We start from the raw sequence: 20,444 nt of genomic DNA, 5'->3' as shown, positions 1-20,444 counted from the left end.
AAAGCCTGCGATAAGCAAGCTGCTCTGTAAGGGGCCGCTAATAGATAGAGGTGTTATCTTTTTGGATAGCACTAATAAGTAATGCCCGCTTTTAGAAGTGGGCATTACTATCATGCCAGATAGATCCATTGTGCCCTTTCCCTTTGATAAATATATTTTAAATGCTCACAATAGAACCCCAAGTTCCTAAAAAGGCTTTTTAAGACGATGACATCGCAACGTGCAGGGCGAGGCCCATCAGTAACTCGAGTTATGGAAATAGTGGAAGCGGTGTCCTCCTTAGAGCAGCCGATGTCGCCTGCTGACCTTTCATTTCACTTGGGCATTCCAAAAGCTAGTTTGCATCGCCTTATTCAACAACTAGAAGATGATGGCTACATTCAGATAAATATGCGTGGGAAAGTTGTACCCGGAAGGCGTATGTACAAGGTCGCATTGGGAGTTTTGTACAGTAGCCGTTTTCAAATTCAACGCCAAGCTATCTTACAACGGCTGGGCCGTCAGTTAGACGAGGCCTGTGGGATTGCAATTCCAGATGGAACTGAGATGGTCTATTATGACCGAGTCGAATCTAGTTGGCCTTTACAGTTTAACCTTAAGGCCGGTAGTCGAGTACCATTATGGTGTACGTCTAGCGGTAAGTTGTATCTTAGTTTCCTTCCAAAAAATATGCGCCATAGGGTAATAAATAACCTCCCTCTAGATAAGCTGTCTCGTTCAACGTTAACGGACCCTGATTCCCTTGAGGAGTCTTTGATCTTGACTCGAGCTAACGAGATGGGCATTGATAATGAAGAGTATATCGATGGCATGGTGGGGTGCTCGGTACCTATTAAGAATGAAGATGGGCAATTCATTGCAAGTTTATACACCCATGTTCCTGTTGTGCGGAAAAGCCTTGAGGAGTTGAAGGCGTATGAGCCGTTATTACGACAGGCAGCAGCCGACATAAGTGATTTGGTGAACTCTCCCGTTATGGATAGCGGAGAGTGACCTGTAAACACAAGGTCTGCTTTAATCAATAAAAAGCCTTGGTTAGAAAACCAAGGCTAGGGTTCACTTAGATGTTACGCTGGGAATGAGAAGTCGACACCTTCTCGGACTCCGCTAGAAGGCCAGCGTTGAGTAATCGTCTTACGTTTGGTGTAAAAACGTACAGCATCAGGGCCGTATGCATGTAAGTCACCAAATAAAGAACGCTTCCAACCACCGAAACTATGGTAAGCAACAGGGACGGGTAGCGGAACGTTGATTCCTACCATTCCTACTTGGATATTGTCAGAGAAGTAACGTGCTGCTTCGCCATCACGAGTAAAGATACAAGTACCATTACCGTATTCGTGATCATTGATCATCTGCATTGCTTCATCCATGCTGTTCACGCGAACGACCTGTAGAACAGGACCAAAGATCTCTTGTTTGTAGCTCTCCATATCGGTGGTGACAGCATCAATCAAGGTGGCACCGACGAAGAAGCCGTCTTCGAAACCTTCAATTTTAGGGTTGCGGCCATCTACCACAATCTTGGCGCCATCTTGCTCGGCACTGTCGATAAAACCAACGACCTTCTCTTGATGTTGTCGCGTAATGACTGGGCCAAAGTCGTTGCTGCTATCAGAGTAAGCTCCCACTTTAAGAGGCTGCATAGCAACGCTCATTTTTGCAATGAGGGCGTCGGCTGCAGCATCACCTACAGCAACGGCCACTGATAGTGCCATGCAGCGTTCACCGGAAGAGCCGAATGCAGCACCTAACAATTGGTTAACGGCGTTATCCATGTCGGCATCAGGCATGACGATAGCGTGGTTTTTGGCACCACCTAATGCCTGGCAGCGTTTTCCATTGGCGTTCGCTGTGGTGTAAATGTATTCAGCGATTGGAGTTGATCCGACAAAGCTAACTGCTTTTATACGCTCATCGCGTAGCAATACATCAACAGCTTCCTTGTCACCATTTACCACGTTTAACACACCGGCCGGTAGACCTGCTTCGTGTAAAAGTTCTGCAACCAGCATCGCTGAAGAAGGGTTGCGTTCAGATGGCTTAAGTACAAAGGTGTTACCGCAAACAATTGCCATTGGGTACATCCACAATGGCACCATTGCAGGGAAGTTAAACGGAGTGATACCCGTAACCACACCTAGTGCTTGAAATTCGCTCCAGCAATCGATTCCTGGACCAACATTTCTACTGTGTTCGCCTTTTAACAGTTCGGGAGCCGCGCAGGCATATTCGACACATTCGATACCGCGTTGTAGTTCACCCATGGCATCATGGCTAATCTTACCGTGTTCTTCTCCAACAACTTCGGCAATACGTTCGGCGTTTTTCTCTAATAGCTCTTTAAAGCGAAACATGATTGCTGCACGTTTTTGTGGAGGAGTATTGCGCCATGCTGGGTAAGCAGCTTCAGCAGCTGCAATCGCTTCTTCAACTGTGGCTGTGCTGGCTAAGGCGACATTTTTGCTCGCTTGACCAGTTGCCGGATTATAGACAGGCGTTGTACGTGTATTATCGGCCAGTGTTACTGCGCGATTGTTGATTAGATGTCCTACAGTTTTCATAAGTGGTTACTCTCTTTTTTAAAGGCTTTATAAAGGGGCTAATAGTCTTTTTTAATTCCAAAGGGTCTTATAAATGGCAATGATTTCGTCTTTACTTGGAGCACGAGGGTTGTTGCCGGGAGAGCCTGAATTCAGTGCTTGTGTTGCCATTTCCTCTAGCAAAGACAGGAATTGATCCTGATCGATACCAAATTGTGACGGTGTCGGCACTTTCAGCTCATCGTTAAGCGCATGTAGCTCGCTTAATAGTTTTTGATTGGCTTGCTGGGTATTGTCTTGTGAGTCGGCAACACCCATTGCACGGGCGCAGTCGGCATAACGCTCTGGCGCGCCTTCGATCGAAAACTCCGTTACGCTTGGTAGCAGCATGGCGTTTGATAGGCCATGGGGGACATGGAAAAATGCACCTATCGGGCGGCTCATACCATGTACCAGAGCAACAGATGCATTAGAGAAACCTATGCCGGCTAAGGTAGAACCTAGCATCATGGCTTCACGAGCCTGTTTATCTTTGCCGTCGTGGAAAGCGCGGCGCAAATTAGGGCCGATCAAGCGCATAGCTGCAAGGGCTTGTGAATCGCTGTAAGCGTTGGCTTTTTTACTGACGTAGGCTTCCATCGCATGCGTTAGGGCATCGATACCGGTATCGGCAGTGATTCTTGGTGGCAGACTTAGAGTCAAGTCAAAATCGACCAAGGCGGCTACTGGCATAAATCCAAGACCAACACAGAGCATTTTCTCATCGTTGGCTTCATCGGTAATAATAGTGAACTTGGTAGCTTCGGAGCCGGTGCCTGCGGTTGTTGGCACGGCGATTATCGGTAGCCCCAACTCATTGACGATTCTAGGGAATTTATAGTCGCGCATCGAGCCACCATATTTGCCAAGAATGGCAATCGCTTTGGCGCTATCGATTGGGCTTCCGCCACCGACAGCGATAATCGCATCGTAGTCACCGTTACGAACCTTGTCTACGCCAGCCATAATTGATCCGATGGTGGGTTCGGGAACCGTATCATCAAAGACGTCACAGCTAATGTTTTGCTTGGATAACACTTCTTTAATGCGGTTAACATAGCCCAGCTCAACCATTACTTTGTCTGTAATGATCAGTGGTTTTTGGCAATCAAGGCTGGCCAATACAGAGGAAATCTCTTGGCTCGCTCCTTCACCCACCTGCATGATGCGTGGCAGTATTATTTGAGTAGACATTGTGGCTCCTACATTTTCAGATTTTTAGGACAACTATTAATATTTTTTTAGTTGGCATACTTGTGAGTTAAGGCGCATAAGCGGTGGCTGGCAGCCAGGTGACGATACCTTGCCAATAGAACACAATCGTCAGACCCACTAGTTGTATCAAGATAAAAGGCAGTACACCGCGATAAATATGGCCGAGGTTGATACCCGCTGGTGCGACACCTTTTAGATAGAACAGTGCAAACCCAACAGGTGGTGTTAAAAAAGAAGTTTGTAGGCAGACAGCGAACAGTACTGTGAACCAGATCAGATCAAAGCCTAAGGCGGATACAACGGGAGCCACTAGAGGCAGAATGATCAGGGTCAACTCGATCCAATCAAGGAAGAAGCCTAGGACAAAGGTGATTGCCAGAATGCAGATAACGATTCCTGTAGGACCAAAAGGAAGCCCAGTCAGAAACCCTTCTATTAGCTCGTCGCCACCTAAGCCGCGCAAAATCAGTGAAAATGCAGTGGCACCGAGTATGAGGGCGAAGATGAATGCCGTGGTCTTGGTTGTTTCGCGGCCCACGTCCCTGAGTACAGAAATGGACAGACGACCGTTAGCAAATGCAAGCAAGGTAGCCCCCAGAGCCCCAACGCCAGATGCTTCAGTCGGCGTGGCGATACCGAAGAAAATGGAGCCGAGAACCGCGATGATAAGACCTGCCGTCGGCAGTACCGCCTTGAGTACGCTGAATACTACTTTTACTGAAACCGATTCGGCATCTTTTGATAAAGGTGCAGACTGAGGGTTAAGAAAACTAAGTGCCATAATATAAGTGACATACAGCCCGGCCAGCAGCAAACCAGGGAATAGGGCGCCCAGAAACAAGTCTCCCACCGATACGCCAATACGATCTCCCATCATTACTAGCATGATGCTGGGAGGAATCAGGATACCCAAAGTGCCAGTCGAGCAAACTGTGCCGCAGGCTAGTTCCTTGCTATAACCCTGTTTCATCATCAGCGGAACACCGAGCACAGCCAGCAGTACCACTGAGGCTCCGATAATACCGGTAGAGGCTGCTAGCAGTAGGCCGACGAAGGTGACAGTAACGGCCAAACCACCTCTCACTCTGCCAAATAGGCGGGATAAATTGACCATGAGGTCTTCGGCTACACCAGAGCGGTCTAGCATCAACCCCATGAAAACGAACATCGGTAGGGCTACGAGTACCCAGTTAGTCATCACGTCCCACATTCGGGGGATCACGACGGAGACAAAATTCCAGTCGATACCTATAAAGGCATCAAACCAGTGGTCCATTAGCATAGCTAAGGCTGAGAAGATGATAGCTATACCGCCCAGCACCCACGCTACCGGATAGCCGGTAAATAGCAGTAATATAAAGCTGCCAAACATGCAGGCGGCAAGGATCTCGTTGATTTCCATAAGTAATACCTACTTTGTCTCAGCCAAAATAAAGGGGGAGCTCTGGCGCAGAAATAACAGGGCACAGACTCGTGATAGTCGAGATAGTGCTGCTAGAGCCAGTAACCCGAAGCCAATAAAGAGCATCGATTTGATTGCCCAGCGGTAAGGAAGACCGCCCGGAGCATCGGATACTTCACTTAGTTCCCATGAGTAGAGGATGAAAGGCACCGCATACAAGAGAACGAGGGTTAGAAATGGGATCAGTAAAAAAATAATTCCCAGTAGTTCGATCCAAGTTTGGGCCTTGAGCGATAGACGGTCATGAATTAGGTCTACCCGCACATGATCATCGGCGGTAAAGCAGTAGGAAAGCCCGAATAACCAGCCTATCGCGTAGAGGTGCCATTGGAGTTCTTCGAATTCGATCCGCCCCTGATCAAATAGGTAGCGCATCACGACATTTAAGATTATCACCACCATCAGCACTACCCAGGACCAGGACATAAGGTTGCCGATTTTTAGTAGTACTTGGTCAATCAAGTTCGACATCCGAGTATGTGGGAGCTCGGTATGGTGGTTAAAATGGTCGAGGTCCATAAGCGTTGCTATGGGTCGGCCGTTACCTCCTTTGTTTTGCGGCATAAGTCCTCCATTTACGGTAGGTTGTTAAATAGGGGTCTGCTTTTTCAACAAAGTGAGGCCCTGATCTGCGCCCGCAGGCGCAGAGGTTTATGAAGTAAAGATATGGAGCAAGTGGGTAGTGGCAAAGCATCCGGCCACGGTTAGATATTATTCAAAGTCGCGAGGCAGGTAGGCCAGTTTCTTCCAAGACTTATACTCAAGCATAAAGGCCTGCTGGGACTCGTACACGCGCTTGAAGTCAGCATCTTTAGCAGATTGTTCTTGCATCACTTCGTTGGTCAATCCTTTTAAGTCTGCTAGTAATTTGCCGTTAAGTGTTCGTGCGGTGACTCCCTTTTCTTTGAAACCATTAACAATTGCGCCTTGTAACGATTCCCCGCGAGTCAAGGCACGCAAGGTACCTGCGGTACAAGCCATCTCTATCATCGCTTGCTTAGAGCTATCGAGGTTGTCCCAGATCTCTTTATTGACGATCAGGTGATTGGCGGTAAAGGTTTGATGCCAACCCGGGAAGTAGTTGTTCTTTGCCACCTTATCGAACCCAAGCAACTGATCAATGGCCGGCATCGAAAACTCTGTTGCATCGATAGCTCCCTTTTCTAAGGCTGGAAAAATTTCACCGCTAGGCATTGATGTGACTGATGCGCCTGCTTTTTGTAGTACCTGACCGCCTAAACCGGCGAAGCGTATTTTTAGGCCTTTAAAATCATCAATGGACTTCATTTCCTCGCGGAACCAGCCAGCCGTTTCTGGGCCAATAACCCCACACAAAACGGGATGAATATTGTGCTGTGCGTAGAGGTCTTGAGCTAGCTTTTGCCCTTCGCCGTCATACCACCAAGAAGCGTATTCCCAAGGCTCCATACCAAAAGGTACGTTGCTAAACAGGCCAGAGGCCGGGATTTTTCCTTGATCGTAACCTAGTAGGTAAAGACCTGCAGGGATCTGCTTATTTTTGACCGCTTCTGAAATGGCAAAAGGGGGAACAATTTTGCCCGGCTCATAAACTTTGAACTGCACGCTACCGTTACTCGCTTGCTTGATTTGCTCGGCAACTTGGGCGATGGGGTCACCTAGGGCAGGTAAGTGTGTTCCAAATACCGACTGTACTTTCCAGCGAACGTTATCTTCAGCTTGGAGTGCTGTACTCATTGATGTTGCGATAACCCCGGCAAGGGTTGCTTTAATGATGGACGAGCGAAGTTTAGTTGTAGCTTTGTTCACAGTTAAATCCTCAAGTTTGGCGACCTAATGAGCGTGATAAAGCCTCAGTAACAGGTCTTTTTTATTAGTATTTAAGGTTTCATTTATATAAATTGGAACTTTAAATACCATAATAAGGTTATTTTGCTGTGTCAATATATTTCTATATTGGTATTTTAGGTTCCATAATGGATTTTTGTGATTTCTGATGATGAAATGACTGAAGCTTAAAAGGTGTATTTGAATTATCTCTGGTTATTCAGTGTCACTTGTAGAGATGCTGATAAATGACAGATATCTGCCGGTAGCAGGCTTACACCAAGTGTTAATTTTCAGGTTAAAATGCCTGTATGAAAGCAATTAATGGTGTTGAAAAATAACTGTGAGCCCAGTCGTAGTGACGGGGGAGAGGAGAGCATATTTTCAGTTTGGGTAGTTGCCGATAAACGCTATTATTTTCTCGTATTTAGAACAACTAGCTGCTTATCTTGCAGTATATTTTTCAGGGGTGTGGCAAAGGTTATAAAGCATTGGGTTATACGGTTACCGACTCAAAAATTGATAACACTATCGCAAGTGTCGCTAATTTTAAGTTGTGGTTTATATGCCCCTAAATGAGGCATATAAATATGATAAATTTTTGGAGTAACCGCACCTAATTTAGGCGGTTTCTGCAAGCGCGTAATCTAGCTCTTTTAATAAATCCTCAACAGATTCTGCGCCTACAGATAAGCGTAATAAGTTTTCTGTAATACCTGCTAGAGCTTTATCTTCTACCGGCATTCCTCCATGGGACATGCTGTAAGAATGATTGATCATACTTTCGACACCCCCTAAAGAATCTGCCAAAACAAAGTAATGTAAGCGTGCAATAAACCTCTTTGTTTCTTCCAGGCCACCGACCAAACGTATTGCTATTACAGCACCGCCACTTACCATTTGGCGAAGGCATAGTTTATGCTGAGGGTGGCTTTCTAAGCCTGGATAGAAGACTGTTTCAATACCTTTATGCTTCTCAAGATGGCGTGCTATGACGAGAGCGTTATCACTTTGGCGCTGCATGCGTAGATCGAGTGTTTTTAACCCACGTAATGCTAGGTAGCTATCGAACGGGCCTTGAATGGCGCCAACCGCCATTGATACAAATTGCAATTGTCTAAACAGCTCTTCGCTAGAGGCAACAACAGCCCCACCAATTAAGTCTGAATGGCCTCCGATATATTTGCTGGTGGAGTGCATGACTAAATCAATACCGTGCTGTAGTGGTTGTTGGTTCCATGGTGATGAGAAGGTGTTATCTACGCAGCTTAGGATATTATGCTTGTGTGCAATCTTTGCAATTGCTTGTAGGTCGACCAACTTCAATAAAGGGTTAGTGGGTGTTTCTATCCAGATCAAGGCAGTATTTTCTTGAATACACGCCTCTACTGCTTCTATATCATTAAGGTCAACGTAACTAGTTGTAAATCCAGATGTTTTAGAACGGCAATCTTCTAATAAGCGAAATGTACCGCCATATACACTATCAGTAACAATCACATGAGCATCTTTAGGTAATAGCTCCATTACTGTTGCTGTGGCGGCCATGCCTGAAGCACAAGCTACTGCGCCCACTCCGCCCTCCAATGATGCTAAACAGGTTTCTAATGCATGTCGTGTAGGGTTTTCGCCGCGGCTATAACTAAATTGAGCGGATGCATCTATGTTGGGCTTTACAAAGGAGCTTGCAGTAACTATTGGTGTAATAATAGCATTGTACGCAGGGTCTGTTTGCTCGCTTGCATGTATCACTTTAGTAGAAAACTGAGCTGTCTTTGGCGTCATATTGATTCTCGTGCGTTACTTTAAAGTTGTTGTGTTTAAGGTACAGGTGAAATATTTGTTGATTCCAGTGCGCGAGTTTCTTGTGGTAATGCAAACCAGCGCAATTTTTCGGCAGCTTCAGGAAGTATCAATTCGTATTGCAAACCATCTCTGTTATTTTTGCGAATTTCCTCTTCCGCTAGAGCCATGTAGTCCGATAAATCTGTACCTGAAGGCAGGCCAGTCGTCGGTTTTAGATGGTCGTCAATATGATTAAAATCTAAAGCGGCTAAGCTAGCATTTTGAGTGTTTTTTATATCCTGATAGCGCCATACACCACTGGATTGATCAAAGTTGTAAAAGGACAAGAGCTTGCTACCGTGTTGTGCAATTAGCTCTACTGCGCGAACAATGTAATTAAAGCTTTCTTCATCAATAAAATAATTGAAGTTTAGGCGAACCCAGCCCGGTCTAAGAATCATCTGACCCTCGAGAAGTTGTTCTTCGAGCGCTTTGCTATAAGTCATATCCATGCCGAGCAAGCTGTGACCGTAAGGGCCAGCACACGAGCAACCTCCGCGTGCTTGAATGCCGAAAATATCGTTAAGTAGAGAAACGACAAATCCATAGTGGAGATCTTTGTCATTGTGTTTTATCCGCAAAGAGATAATCGATAATCGGGGAGCATTCAGGTTGCCCAGAATCTCTATATTTTCATAGGCTGACCAACGCGTTAGAGCACGTTTAACGAACAGTGTCTCCCGCCGTTCGATCTCTTGTGTGCCAATGGCCTGTTGCAACTTGAATACTAGACCAGCCCGAATGGACTCTACTATTGCTGGTGTCCCTCCTTCTTCACGACGTTCCGTGTTGCTTATGTAGCGGTGATCTTCTGGAGCAACATAGAGAACAGTGCCGCCACCGGGAACAGCGGGTACGTGATTATTGATGACTCGTTGGTTCACAACCAAAACCCCTGGTGTACCTGGTCCTCCAATAAATTTGTGAGGAGAAATAAAAACCGCATCTTTACTGCTGTTGCCTAACGTGTTTTTGCTATCTGTCATGTCTATGCCGACATAGGGAGCTGCGGCTGCATAGTCCCAAAAAGAGAGTGCATCGTAGCTGTGCAGTAATTGTGCAACAGCCTCTACATCGGTTTTAAGCCCGGTCACATTAGACGCTGCGGAGAAACTGCCAATTTTCATTGGCCTGTTGTTATAGGCTTTTAATTGAGCCTCAAGAACGGTTAAGTCTAGTAGGCCGTCGTTAGTTAATGGAATAACAACTAATTCTGCAATACTTTCACGCCAAGGTAGCTCGTTAGAGTGGTGCTCATAAGGGCCAATAAAGACGACAGGGCGCTGGTTTTTGGGTATATGCTGCTGCAAGTTGTAGCGCTTATCTAAGTCGTAGGGGAGGCGAATATTCAATATGTCGATCAGCTTATTGATGGCGGCAGTGGCCCCGGATCCACAGAAAATTACTTGATCTTCTTCTCTTGCATTAATTGCACTACGGATCTCTTTACGAGCTTCCTCCCGAAAAACACTGGTTTGCGCCCCTGTATAGGAGGTTTCTGTATGAGTATTGGCATAGAACGGAAGAACTTGCTGGCGGATATAATCCTCGATAAACCCCAAAGAGCGGCCTGAAGCTGTGTAGTCTGCGTAAATGAGTGGCTGTTGGCCGAAGGGCGTGTCTATGATGCAGTTTTCGCCAATCACAGATTCTCGAATCTTATCTATCAGTGTGTTCATCTTATTTTTGCCTAGTGTGTTTGAAGTGACATTTTAGGCGAACGGTTGATAAACAATGTCCCTAATTGAATTATAAAAATAACAGTAATGGGTTTTAAGTTTCGGTAAATATCAATATATTGGAATAACGTCCCATTAAATTAATTAATATAAGAATTTCGTGTGTTTTTGTTGGAGGGTGTTGCATGGTTAAGGTGAAAATGGATAAACAAGATCGAGCGATTTTGGAGCTTCTGCAGCGGGATGCTTCTCTTTCAATAGGAGATGTAGCGGAGCGAGTGGGTATCTCTAAATCTGCTTGCTGGCGAAGAATCCAGAAACTGGAACAAGACAATGTTATAAGTGCGCGCGTCACTTTATTGAACCAGGAGCAGGTTAACCTACCTCTGACCGTTTACATATCTATTCGCACCAACCAGCATAATGACCAATGGGCTGAACAATTTAAGAAGGTGATAGAAGAGATCCCTTTAGTACTAGAGGTATATAGAATGAGTGGCGACTTGGATTACTTGATAAAAGCGGTGGTGACGGATATGCCGGGTTACGATCGGCTCTATAAAAGTTTTATTAAAGCGGATCTGTTTGATGTGAGCTCCAGCTTTGTAATGGAAACAATGAAGCAGACGACTCAGCTGCCGCTGGAATATATTAGCGATTAAAATAAAAACAGCATGGCGCGACTTAAGCTTTTTGTAGGTATTAGAGAATGAGCCGCTGATTTTTTTCTAGAAACTATTATGTGCTGAATAATTTCGTAAAAATGAATAAACGTACCTATATTTCAATAAAATAGAAGTTTTTGTTCGTTTGGTTAGTTTTTAACCGTTCAATTAGGCACATTGTCCCTCTTCATAGCGCTTACAATTTTACTTGACTGAGTAAAAATCGAATTAGGACGGGGTTAAGAAAATGAGACCGAAACTTTCGATATTCGATTCGAGTTGCAACATAAAGCCAATAAATTAGATAACGTAGATTATTTATCAGATATATAAATGAAATTTTTTATGCAAACTAAAAAATTTCCTTTAGATTCAAAGGTTATTTTGTTTTCGTACTACTTATTTAGTGATAAGTTGTACTTGAACACTTATTCAATAAAAACAAAGAAGAGAGCAATATATGAAATCATTGAAACTGATCGTTGGCGGTACCATCGCAGCAACAGCAGCTTTGAGTACTTTTGCTATGGCAGGTGAAACTGTTGATTCGATCAAGGCAAAAGGTTACGTGCAATGTGGTGCCAATACTGCGTTGGCTGGTTTTTCTGCCCCAACTTCTGAAGGTAAGTGGGAAGGCTTAGATATTGATTTATGTCATGCGGTTGCTGCTGCTATTTTAGGTGATGCTTCTAAAGCTCGTTTTACACCCTTGACGGCAGCTCAGCGTTTTACGGCACTGCAGTCTAAGGAAGTTGATTTACTGGCGCGTAATACAACTTGGACGCTATCGCGAGATACTAAAGTTGGTCTTAACTTTGCCGGTGTGAACTACTACGACGGCCAAGGCTTCATGGTTGCAAAAGCATCTGGCATTACCAGCGCAACTGAATTAGACGGTGCGACTGTATGTATCGAACCTGGTACGACAACAGAGTTAAACCTTGCAGATTACTTCCGTGCACAGGGCATGAGCTTTGAGCCAGTGGTTATCGAAAACGCTGTAGAAGCTGTACAAACATTCTTCTCTGGTCGTTGTGATGTTTATACAACGGATGCATCAGGCTTAGCTTCTTACCGTCAAACAGCACCGAACCCTGATGATTTTATCGTGCTACCTGAAATCATTTCTAAAGAACCTTTAGGCCCTGCTGTTCGACATGGTGATGAAGAGTTTGCAGATATCGTGCGTTGGACGCACATTGCAATGTTAGAAGCTGAAGAGAAAGGTATTACATCGGCTAACGTTGATACTTTCAAAAAAGACAGTAAAGACCCAGGTGTACAGCGTCTGCTAGGTACAACTGGCGACATGGGTAAAGCGCTTGGTGTTAGTGATGATTGGGCATATAACGTCATTAAACAGGTAGGTAACTACGGCGAAAGTTTCGACCGTAATGTTAAAGCTAAATTAGGCCTAGAGCGTGGATTGAATGCGTTGTGGACTGATGGTGGTTTGATGTATCCAGCACCGATTCGTTAAGACGGTGTGACCAGAGCCCCGATTATCGGGGCTTTTTTTAAGGGGCTTCTAAAATGGATGTATATGGATTCGCCCCTTTTACTTATTATTGAATGCGTTAACGGTTAATGCGTTTTGTTGAGTAAGTAGGCTGTTATTGTGATCATATAGCGATGATGAAACAGTATGCTCAGATAATAATTAGAGAGACAGGCTAATGTCCGAACCATTAAAGAGCCGTAAAAGGCTATCCAGTTTAATCTATAGTGAGAAGGCGAGAGGTGTTTTTGCTCAGATACTCGTCACTGGGGGTATCGCATTTATTGCTTGGTATCTTATTTCAAACACCTTTGAAAACTTGGCCAATCAAGGCATTGCGACGGGTTATAGCTTTTTGTCGTTAGAGTCATCATTCGGCATCAGTGAACATATGATTGAGTTCACGCCTGCTGATAGCTATGGCCGAGCACTCATGGTTGGCTTTCTTAATACAATGAAGGTCTCCTTTCTGGGAATCATATTCGCCACATTGATCGGTTTCGTTGTGGGTGTGTCGCGAATGTCAAAGAACTGGATTTTGAGCCGTATTGCTGCGGTATATATCAATCTGTTCCGTAATATTCCTGTGCTATTGCAACTTATTTTTTGGTACACACTGATTAATAATGCCCTTCCTAGTCCTAAGCGTGCATTAGAAGTTTTACCCGATGTGTTTTTCAGTAATCGTGGCGTTTTATTTCCGGTACCTGCGGAGCATCCTGCGTATTTTTGGATGGGCGTTGTGTTTGTTATTGCACTGGTTGGTGTGTGGTTACTACGCCGCTGGGCATTAGCGCATCGTGATAGAACGGGGCAGACGTTTCCGTATGTATGGGCCGGCTTAGCACTAGTCGTTGTCAGTGTTTTCATTACTTATCTTGTTTGTGGTGCGCCTACAGAAATGAGTACGCCTGTACTTAAGGGTTTTAATTTCAAAGGTGGCGCTAAGCTATCTCCTGAATTTCTTTCTTTGTTGATAGGCCTAACTTTATATACATCAACCTATATCGCTGACATCGTTCGAAGTGGCTTGCTGTCAGTGCCAAAAGGGCAAGAAGAAGCTTCTACGGACTTAGGCTTAAAGCCAAGTCAAACGTTGATGCATGTTGTACTACCTCAAGCGTCACGCGTAATGATTCCTCCGCTAACCAGCCAATACCTCAACCTAACCAAAAATAGCTCTTTGGCGGTAGCCGTTGGTTATCCTGACTTGGTTTCATTATCAAATACCACAATGAACCAGACAGGGCAGGCGATTGAAGCAATTTCCATATTCATGGCTGTTTATTTAGGGATAAGTCTAGTGATTTCGCTATTCATGAATTGGTATAACAAAAAGATGGCACTGGTGGAGCGATAGATATGAGTAATATAGCTATTAAGCCGCCAAGTCAGAGCGGAATCGTGAATTGGATGAAGGAAAACTTGTTCAGTAATAAGCTGAATACAGTGATCTCCATCATCTGTATCTATTTAGTGGTTAAGTTTTTAGCCGGTGTGGTGGACTGGGGCATTTTAAATGCCGTGTTTGCTGCTGATGCCTCGGCCTGTAAGGCGGCCTCTGACGGTGCCTGTTGGGGGGTTATTTCAGAGAAATACCGCTTTATTATTTTTGGTACATATCCCGCTGATGAGCAATGGCGGCCGCTGCTTGCAATGGTGTGGTTTGTCGGTTTAATCATTTGTAGTTTGCTCAGGTCATTCTGGAAGTTGTGGCTACTTCCGTTATGGATCGCAAGCCTGATTGGCTTGGGCATTTTGATGTGGGGTGGTGTACTCGGCTTAAGTTACGTAGAAAATACGCAATGGGGTGGTCTGCCGTTAACGCTGATGTTAGCGGTTGTTGGTACGGTTGCTGCTTTCCCGCTTGGTATTTTACTCGCGTTAGGGCGCCGTTCTGAGTTGCCCTTGATTCGTGTTTGGTGTGTTGCTTTTATCGAGTTGGTACGTGGGGTTCCGTTGATCAGTGTGCTGTTTATGGCCTCTGTGATGTTCCCGTTATTCTTACCCGAAGGCGTAACGATTGATAAATTGCTCAGAGCGCAAATCGGTATCATCCTATTTACGTCGGCGTACCTTGCTGAAGTTTTTCGAGGTGGTTTACAGGCAGTGCCTAAAGGTCAGTACGAAGCGGCAGCAGCGATGGGGTTAACGTATTGGCAAACGATGCGTGTTGTAGTGATGCCGCAAGCACTACGTATTGTCATTCCGCCGACGGTAAATAGCTTTATTTCGATGTTTAAAGATACTTCACTGGTCTTGATTATTGGACTGTTTGATCTACTGGCTACGGCCAAAGTAGCCATTACAGACCCTGTATGGAGGGCTTTTTACATCGAAGTGTATATCTTTGTTGCGGCTATCTACTTTGTCTTTTGTTATTCGATGGCTTCATACGCGAATAACCTTGAAACAGAATTGCGTAAAGGCGAACAGCATTAATAGCGCCTCTGTTTGATAACACCACAGAATTGAGTATAGGTATAATTTATGAGTTCAAATGGCCAAACATCTGCTGACGATATACTGATTCATGTAAATGATTTGAATAAATGGTATGGCGAATTTCATGTCTTGAAAGATATTAATTTGCATGTCAAAAAAGGCGAGAAGATTATTATTTGTGGTCCATCGGGTTCGGGTAAGTCGACTCTTATTCGTTGTATGAACCGTTTGGAAAAATACCAAGCAGGCGAAGTCCTGATCGACGGTATTTTACTGGATGATAATGTTAAAAACTTGGAAGCTGTGCGTAAAGAAGTAGCCATGGTGTTCCAGCATTTTAATCTATTCCCCCATATGACTATCTTGGACAACTTGACGTTAGCGCCGCGTTTAGTGAATAAAATGCCCAAGAAAGACGCTGAAGAGATGGCAATGAGCTATCTTGAGCGAGTTAAGATTCCTCAGCAAGCGAATAAGTTTCCCGGACAATTGTCTGGTGGACAGCAGCAGCGTGTGGCAATAGCGCGAGCGCTGTGTTCTAACCCACGTGTGATGTTGTTTGATGAGCCAACTTCTGCGCTTGATCCTGAAATGATTAAAGAAGTGTTAGATGTCATGGTGGAGTTAGCCGAAGAAGGCACCACGATGATTTGCGTAACGCATGAAATGGGGTTTGCTAAGCAAGTCGCAGATCGAGTTATTTTTATGGATGAAGGCCGCATTATTGAGGAAAATACACCTCATGAGTTCTTTGATAATCCTCAAAATGAGCGTACACAGTTGTTCCTCAGTCAGATTTTAGGGCACTAATACAGTCTCTACAGACACCGAAATCCTTACTCTTATCAGTAGGGTATTTAAGCCCTCGTACAAGGACGTTCGCTACTTCTGTGTTTCTTCCCTCATAGTTAAAACTAATATTGAAAGGGCGCTTACTTGATAGGCGCTCTAGGAGTATGCCGTTCATGATCGATTTTGATACCTACCCTCGCATGGTCATTGGCCATGGGCCAACGCCACTTGAAGCCATGCCTCGATTGTCACAAGCATTGGGTTGCAACTTGTTTATTAAACGAGATGACTGCACAGGGTTGGCGGGTGGCGGTAATAAAACGCGCAAGCTGGAATACTTACTGGCGGCTGCACGTGATGCAGGTGCGGATACTCTAGTCACTATCGGCGGGCTGCAGTCGAACCATGCTCGCCAGACAGCCGCAGCAGCGGCAAAGTTTGGCTTTGCTTGTGAGTTAGTACTTGAAGATGTAGAAGGCACACCAAAGCAAGACTATTACAATAACGGCAATATTTTACTGGATAAGCTGTTTGGCGCAACCATTCACGCTGTAGCTGAAGGGGTGGATAGCGTTGCATTTGCTGACCAATTAATGGCTAGACTGATTGACGCTGGGAAAAAACCTTACCTTATTCCGGTGGGTGGCTCTAACGAGGTGGGCAGTCTTGGTTATGTTCGCTGTGCCAATGAAATACTGGCACAGGTAGCAGAGCAGGGTATTAGCGTGGATCACATCGTTCTCGCATCGGGTAGTGCGGGAACACAGGCAGGGTTATTGGCTGGTCTCATCGCAGCGGGTGCTGATATTCCTGTGCTAGGTATTGCGGTAAGCCGTGACACACAGGCACAGCAGCTATTAGTCCAAGCGCTATTGGAAAAAACACTCCAGCATATGGGACTTGATCCCGCGTTAGCTAATGGGCGAGTGATTGCCGATGGCGGCTATTATGGCGCAGGCTATGGTATCACTACGCCTGCAACAATAGAGGCGGTAAAGATGTGTGCCGAACAAGAAGGCGTGCTACTTGACCCTGTATATACAGGCAAGGGGATGGCAGGGCTCATTGATAAATGTCGTACAGGCGCCTTTCCTGCGAAACAAAATATTCTGTTTTTGCACACAGGTGGGAGCCAAGGGCTCTTTGCCTACCGAGAAGTATTATCATGACGTTTTAAAAAGGCGATTGCCACGTTTTACGACAAACATATGTAATTATGAGAACCACCATGTATCTCGATAAACTTGCAACATCATTGGTGAGTGCTGGCCGCTCTAAGAAATTTGGTTTGGGCTCAGTCAATAGCGTTATTCAGCGCGCGTCATCGTTAGTCTTTGATTCTGTTAAAGATAAAAAAATAGCCACAGCTAACCGCGCTAATAGCGAGCTGTTTTACGGACGCCGTGGCACTTTGACGCATTTCTCACTGCAAGAAGCGATGGTTGAGCTTGAGGGCGGTGCCGGTTGTGCTCTCTACCCTTGCGGCGCGGCGGCCGTTTCTAATGCTATTCTTTCCTTCGTTGTGGCAGGTGATCATATATTGATGACTGGCGGGGCTTATGAGCCAACACAAGATTTTTGTAACATCATTCTCAATGATATGAACGTTACTACCACCTATTATGAGCCAACAATAGGTGCTGATATTCGTCATTTGGTAAAGAAAAATACCAAGCTCCTTTTTTTAGAATCGCCTAGTTCTATTACGATGGAAGTTCCTGATATACCGGCAATGGTGAAAGCGGCTCGGGCTATCAATCCCGAAATAATTGTCATGATAGACAACACTTGGGCTGCTGGTGTGCTGTTCAAAGCACTAGAACATGATATCGATATTTCAATTCAGGCCGGTACCAAATACATTATTGGTCACTCAGACGCGATGTTGGGTACGGCGGTATCCAATGAGCGCTGCTGGGAGCGGTTACGAGAGCGCTCATACCTGATGGGGCAAATGGTTGATGCAGATACTGCCTATATGGCGGCTCGGGGTCTGCGTACAATGGGCATCCGGCTAAAACAACATGAAGCTAACAGTATCGCCGTGGCGAACTGGTTAAGCGGGCGACCTGAAGTTGAACGTGTTAACCACCCTGCATTAGTGAGTTGTAAGGGGCATGAGTTCTACAAGCGTGACTTTAATGGTTGCAATGGGCTGTTCTCATTCATTCTGAAACAACGCTTGAGCGATGAAATGTTAGAGCAGTACCTAGATAACTTTGAGCATTTCAGTATGGCTTATTCTTGGGGTGGCTATGAGTCTTTGATTCTGGCTAATCAACCTGAAGAACTTAATGCTATTCGTCCCTCGGGTAAGGTCGATTTTGAGGGTACGCTGGTCCGTGTCCATATTGGGTTGGAAAATGTGGACGATCTAATTAAGGATCTTGACGCAGGCTTTGGACGAATAGCTGAGTAACGATAGGCATTTTTAATGATATTGTTTTTAGGTTTGTTAATTAAGCCTGTGGATAAGTTAATTTAATATGACTATATTCGCCTACACTAACGTTAGAGTAGGATTGGCCTATCAATGAATTAGGGGATAAATGATGAGCGATACGGTTACTATTTTTGCTATCAATTTTATAGCAACTATTGGGATTCTATTCTTGCTAGTTGTGGTCGCTCTATTGGTTACAGGCTTCATTCTCTATCGTAATGATAAGAATCAAACAGCTCAAACAATTCGACGTAACTACCCATTAATTGGGCGCTTCCGTTATTTATTTGAGCATATGGGTGAGTTTTTTCGCCAATACTTTTTTGCCATGGACCGAGAGGAGTTACCCTTTAACCGCGCACAACGTAGCTGGGTATATAGGGCCTCAAAGAATATAGACAACACCATCGCTTTTGGCTCAACACGTGACCTTCGCCGTCCCGGCACTCATTACTTTCTTAACTGCCCCTTCCCGACGCTTTCTGAAGACGCCGCTTCTTCTCAACCTTCACGTATTGGGCCTTACTGCGAACACCCTTACGATGCTCCGTCGTTCTTTAATGTTTCAGGCATGAGTTATGGCGCTTTATCAAAGCCTGCTGTTCAAGCACTTTCACATGGAGCGGCTAAAGCAGGGTGCTGGATGAATACCGGTGAAGGGGGCTTATCTCCTTTCCATCTCGAAGGAGGCTGTGACCTTGTCTACCAGATAGGAACGGCTAAATATGGTGTAAGGGATGCCGATGGCGGGCTTTGTGATGAAAAGCTGAAAGAAAAAGCCGCTATTACTCAGGTGAAAATGTTTGAAGTTAAACTGTCTCAAGGGGCGAAACCCGGTAAAGGCGGGATTTTACCCGCAGAGAAAGTGAGTAAAGCCATTGCTGAAATTCGAGGTATTCCAGAAGGGCAAGCGTCTATCAGCCCGAACCGACATGCTGATATAGCCTCTATTGATGATCTACTGAATACCGTTGAACGAATCCGTAGGGTGACCGGAAAACCGTGTGGATTTAAATTAGTATTAGGTACCACTGAATGGCTTGATGAGTTTTTTGAGGCGGTTAACAAGCGTGGTATCGAAAATGCTCCAGACTTTATTACTCTGGATAGCTCGGATGGTGGTACCGGCGCTGCGCCAATGCCTTTAATGGACAGTGTGGGTTTACCTGTGCGTGAAAGCCTGCCGATTTTGGTAAACAAATTACATCAACACGAGCTGCGTGAGCGTATACGCGTGATTGTATCCGGCAAAATGATCAACCCAACAGATGTCGCAGCGGCATTATGCATCGGTGCAGACTTTGTGGTGAGTGCGCGTGGATTTATGTTTGCTTTGGGCTGTATACAAGCTTTGCAGTGTAATAAAAATACCTGTCCAACAGGTATTACAACGCATGATCCTGATTTGCAGCAGGGCTTAGTGCCGGAGAGCAAGGCTGAGCGAGTTGCTCATTTTCATCACAATTTAGTGCATGAAGTAGAGATTATCGCTCACTCTTGTGGAGCTTCAGAGCCACGCCAATTAAAACGTCACCATGCAGCTATCGTCATGGATGGTGGTAACTCTGTGCCTCTGAATATTATTTATCCAGAGCACCAATAGCCCTCCTCAGTAGAGAAGCCTAAAGCGAATCGTACCAGGCTTCTCTATCTATATGTTTTGCTAGGCTATGCCTTTCCCGGCGTTCTTCAATGGCACGTCTGGCTTTAAAAAGGCGCTTTGTTGCCTGTTTTTTACTGATAAGGTTTTTATCGTCTTCATAGCCCATTAGCGCGTTCATGATTTCAAGCTGTACTTCGTTTAGCGGGTTAGCATTTTGCTTTAACATCATTATCAACCTTTTATCATGGCCTGCCTTTAAATAGAGTCGTGCTTAGGCAGGCTGTTTCTTGATATAAAATGACGGCATAGCGAAAGGTGGATTTTTTAATTCCCCAGTGTTTGATCCGCTATGTGTTAAAGGCAGGTTAGTGTATTCAGATTGCAGAAATATTAAGAAAGCAGCTGATGA

At 45.1% G+C, this 20,444-nt stretch carries 17 protein-coding genes; 9 read left to right on the top strand and 8 right to left on the bottom strand.

Annotated elements, in window-relative coordinates:
* The first annotated feature begins 207 nt into the window (after positions 1–207).
* Positions 208–993 carry an IclR family transcriptional regulator gene (locus tag G511_RS0102350; RefSeq protein WP_028468200.1) on the top strand — a complete coding sequence of 262 codons (786 nt, stop codon included), beginning with the start codon at positions 208–210 and terminating at the stop codon, positions 991–993.
* Positions 994–1,067: 74 nt separating this feature from the next.
* Here the strand turns inward: G511_RS0102350 and G511_RS0102345 are convergent, their stop codons facing one another.
* The 7 genes from G511_RS0102345 to G511_RS21575 form a co-directional block, all read right to left on the bottom strand.
* Positions 1,068–2,564 carry a CoA-acylating methylmalonate-semialdehyde dehydrogenase gene (locus G511_RS0102345; protein ID WP_028468199.1) on the bottom strand — a complete coding sequence of 499 codons (1,497 nt, stop codon included), beginning with the start codon at positions 2,562–2,564 and terminating at the stop codon, positions 1,068–1,070.
* A gap of 51 nt (positions 2,565–2,615) precedes the next feature.
* Entirely contained in the window at positions 2,616–3,776 is a 1,161-nt protein-coding gene (locus G511_RS0102340) for an iron-containing alcohol dehydrogenase (RefSeq protein ID WP_028468198.1), read from the bottom strand.
* Positions 3,777–3,843: 67 nt separating this feature from the next.
* Entirely contained in the window at positions 3,844–5,199 is a 1,356-nt protein-coding gene (locus G511_RS0102335; RefSeq protein ID WP_028468197.1) for a TRAP transporter large permease, read from the bottom strand.
* 9 nt (positions 5,200–5,208) lie between these two features.
* Positions 5,209–5,823 (bottom strand): TRAP transporter small permease subunit, encoded by a 615-nt coding sequence (locus tag G511_RS21580; protein WP_084628984.1) that lies wholly within the window; start codon positions 5,821–5,823, stop codon positions 5,209–5,211.
* Between the two features lie 147 nt (positions 5,824–5,970).
* Complete coding sequence (locus G511_RS0102325) at positions 5,971–7,047, bottom strand: TRAP transporter substrate-binding protein (protein WP_028468196.1); 1,077 nt, start codon at positions 7,045–7,047, stop codon at positions 5,971–5,973.
* A gap of 639 nt (positions 7,048–7,686) precedes the next feature.
* On the bottom strand, positions 7,687–8,850 hold the full coding sequence (locus G511_RS0102320; RefSeq protein WP_028468195.1) for a trans-sulfuration enzyme family protein: 1,164 nt from the start codon (positions 8,848–8,850) through the stop codon (positions 7,687–7,689).
* A 35-nt stretch (positions 8,851–8,885) separates the two neighbouring features.
* On the bottom strand, positions 8,886–10,589 hold the full coding sequence (locus tag G511_RS21575) for an aminotransferase class V-fold PLP-dependent enzyme (protein WP_036551013.1): 1,704 nt from the start codon (positions 10,587–10,589) through the stop codon (positions 8,886–8,888).
* 200 nt (positions 10,590–10,789) lie between these two features.
* Here G511_RS21575 and G511_RS0102310 point away from each other — a divergent pair, with 200 nt between their 5' ends.
* From G511_RS0102310 to G511_RS0102275, 8 genes are all read left to right on the top strand, one after another.
* On the top strand, positions 10,790–11,251 hold the full coding sequence (locus tag G511_RS0102310) for an Lrp/AsnC family transcriptional regulator (protein WP_028468194.1): 462 nt from the start codon (positions 10,790–10,792) through the stop codon (positions 11,249–11,251).
* A gap of 463 nt (positions 11,252–11,714) precedes the next feature.
* Entirely contained in the window at positions 11,715–12,734 is a 1,020-nt protein-coding gene (locus G511_RS0102305) for an amino acid ABC transporter substrate-binding protein (RefSeq protein ID WP_028468193.1), read from the top strand.
* 196 nt (positions 12,735–12,930) lie between these two features.
* Positions 12,931–14,112, top strand: coding sequence for an amino acid ABC transporter permease (locus tag G511_RS0102300; protein WP_028468192.1), 1,182 nt, complete (start codon positions 12,931–12,933; stop codon positions 14,110–14,112).
* A 2-nt stretch (positions 14,113–14,114) separates the two neighbouring features.
* Complete coding sequence (locus G511_RS0102295; protein ID WP_036551011.1) at positions 14,115–15,194, top strand: amino acid ABC transporter permease; 1,080 nt, start codon at positions 14,115–14,117, stop codon at positions 15,192–15,194.
* A gap of 48 nt (positions 15,195–15,242) precedes the next feature.
* The gene (locus G511_RS0102290) at positions 15,243–16,007 is read left to right on the top strand and encodes an amino acid ABC transporter ATP-binding protein (protein ID WP_028468190.1); all 765 of its coding nucleotides are present in this window, start codon (positions 15,243–15,245) and stop codon (positions 16,005–16,007) included.
* Between the two features lie 155 nt (positions 16,008–16,162).
* On the top strand, positions 16,163–17,158 hold the full coding sequence (locus G511_RS0102285) for a D-cysteine desulfhydrase family protein (protein ID WP_028468189.1): 996 nt from the start codon (positions 16,163–16,165) through the stop codon (positions 17,156–17,158).
* Positions 17,159–17,217: 59 nt separating this feature from the next.
* Positions 17,218–18,408 (top strand): cystathionine beta-lyase, encoded by a 1,191-nt coding sequence (gene metC, locus G511_RS0102280; RefSeq protein WP_028468188.1) that lies wholly within the window; start codon positions 17,218–17,220, stop codon positions 18,406–18,408.
* Between the two features lie 133 nt (positions 18,409–18,541).
* A complete protein-coding gene (locus tag G511_RS0102275) occupies positions 18,542–20,035 on the top strand; it encodes an FMN-binding glutamate synthase family protein (RefSeq protein ID WP_028468187.1) in 1,494 nt (497 codons plus the stop codon).
* 19 nt (positions 20,036–20,054) lie between these two features.
* Here the strand turns inward: G511_RS0102275 and G511_RS0102270 are convergent, their stop codons facing one another.
* Entirely contained in the window at positions 20,055–20,264 is a 210-nt protein-coding gene (locus G511_RS0102270; RefSeq protein WP_156905132.1) for a PA3496 family putative envelope integrity protein, read from the bottom strand.
* Positions 20,265–20,444 lie beyond the last annotated feature (180 nt).

This window comes from Neptunomonas japonica DSM 18939 (assembly GCF_000422765.1).
GTDB lineage: Bacteria > Pseudomonadota > Gammaproteobacteria > Pseudomonadales > Balneatricaceae > Neptunomonas > Neptunomonas japonica.
This window is presented reverse-complemented; position numbering and strand designations above follow the sequence as displayed.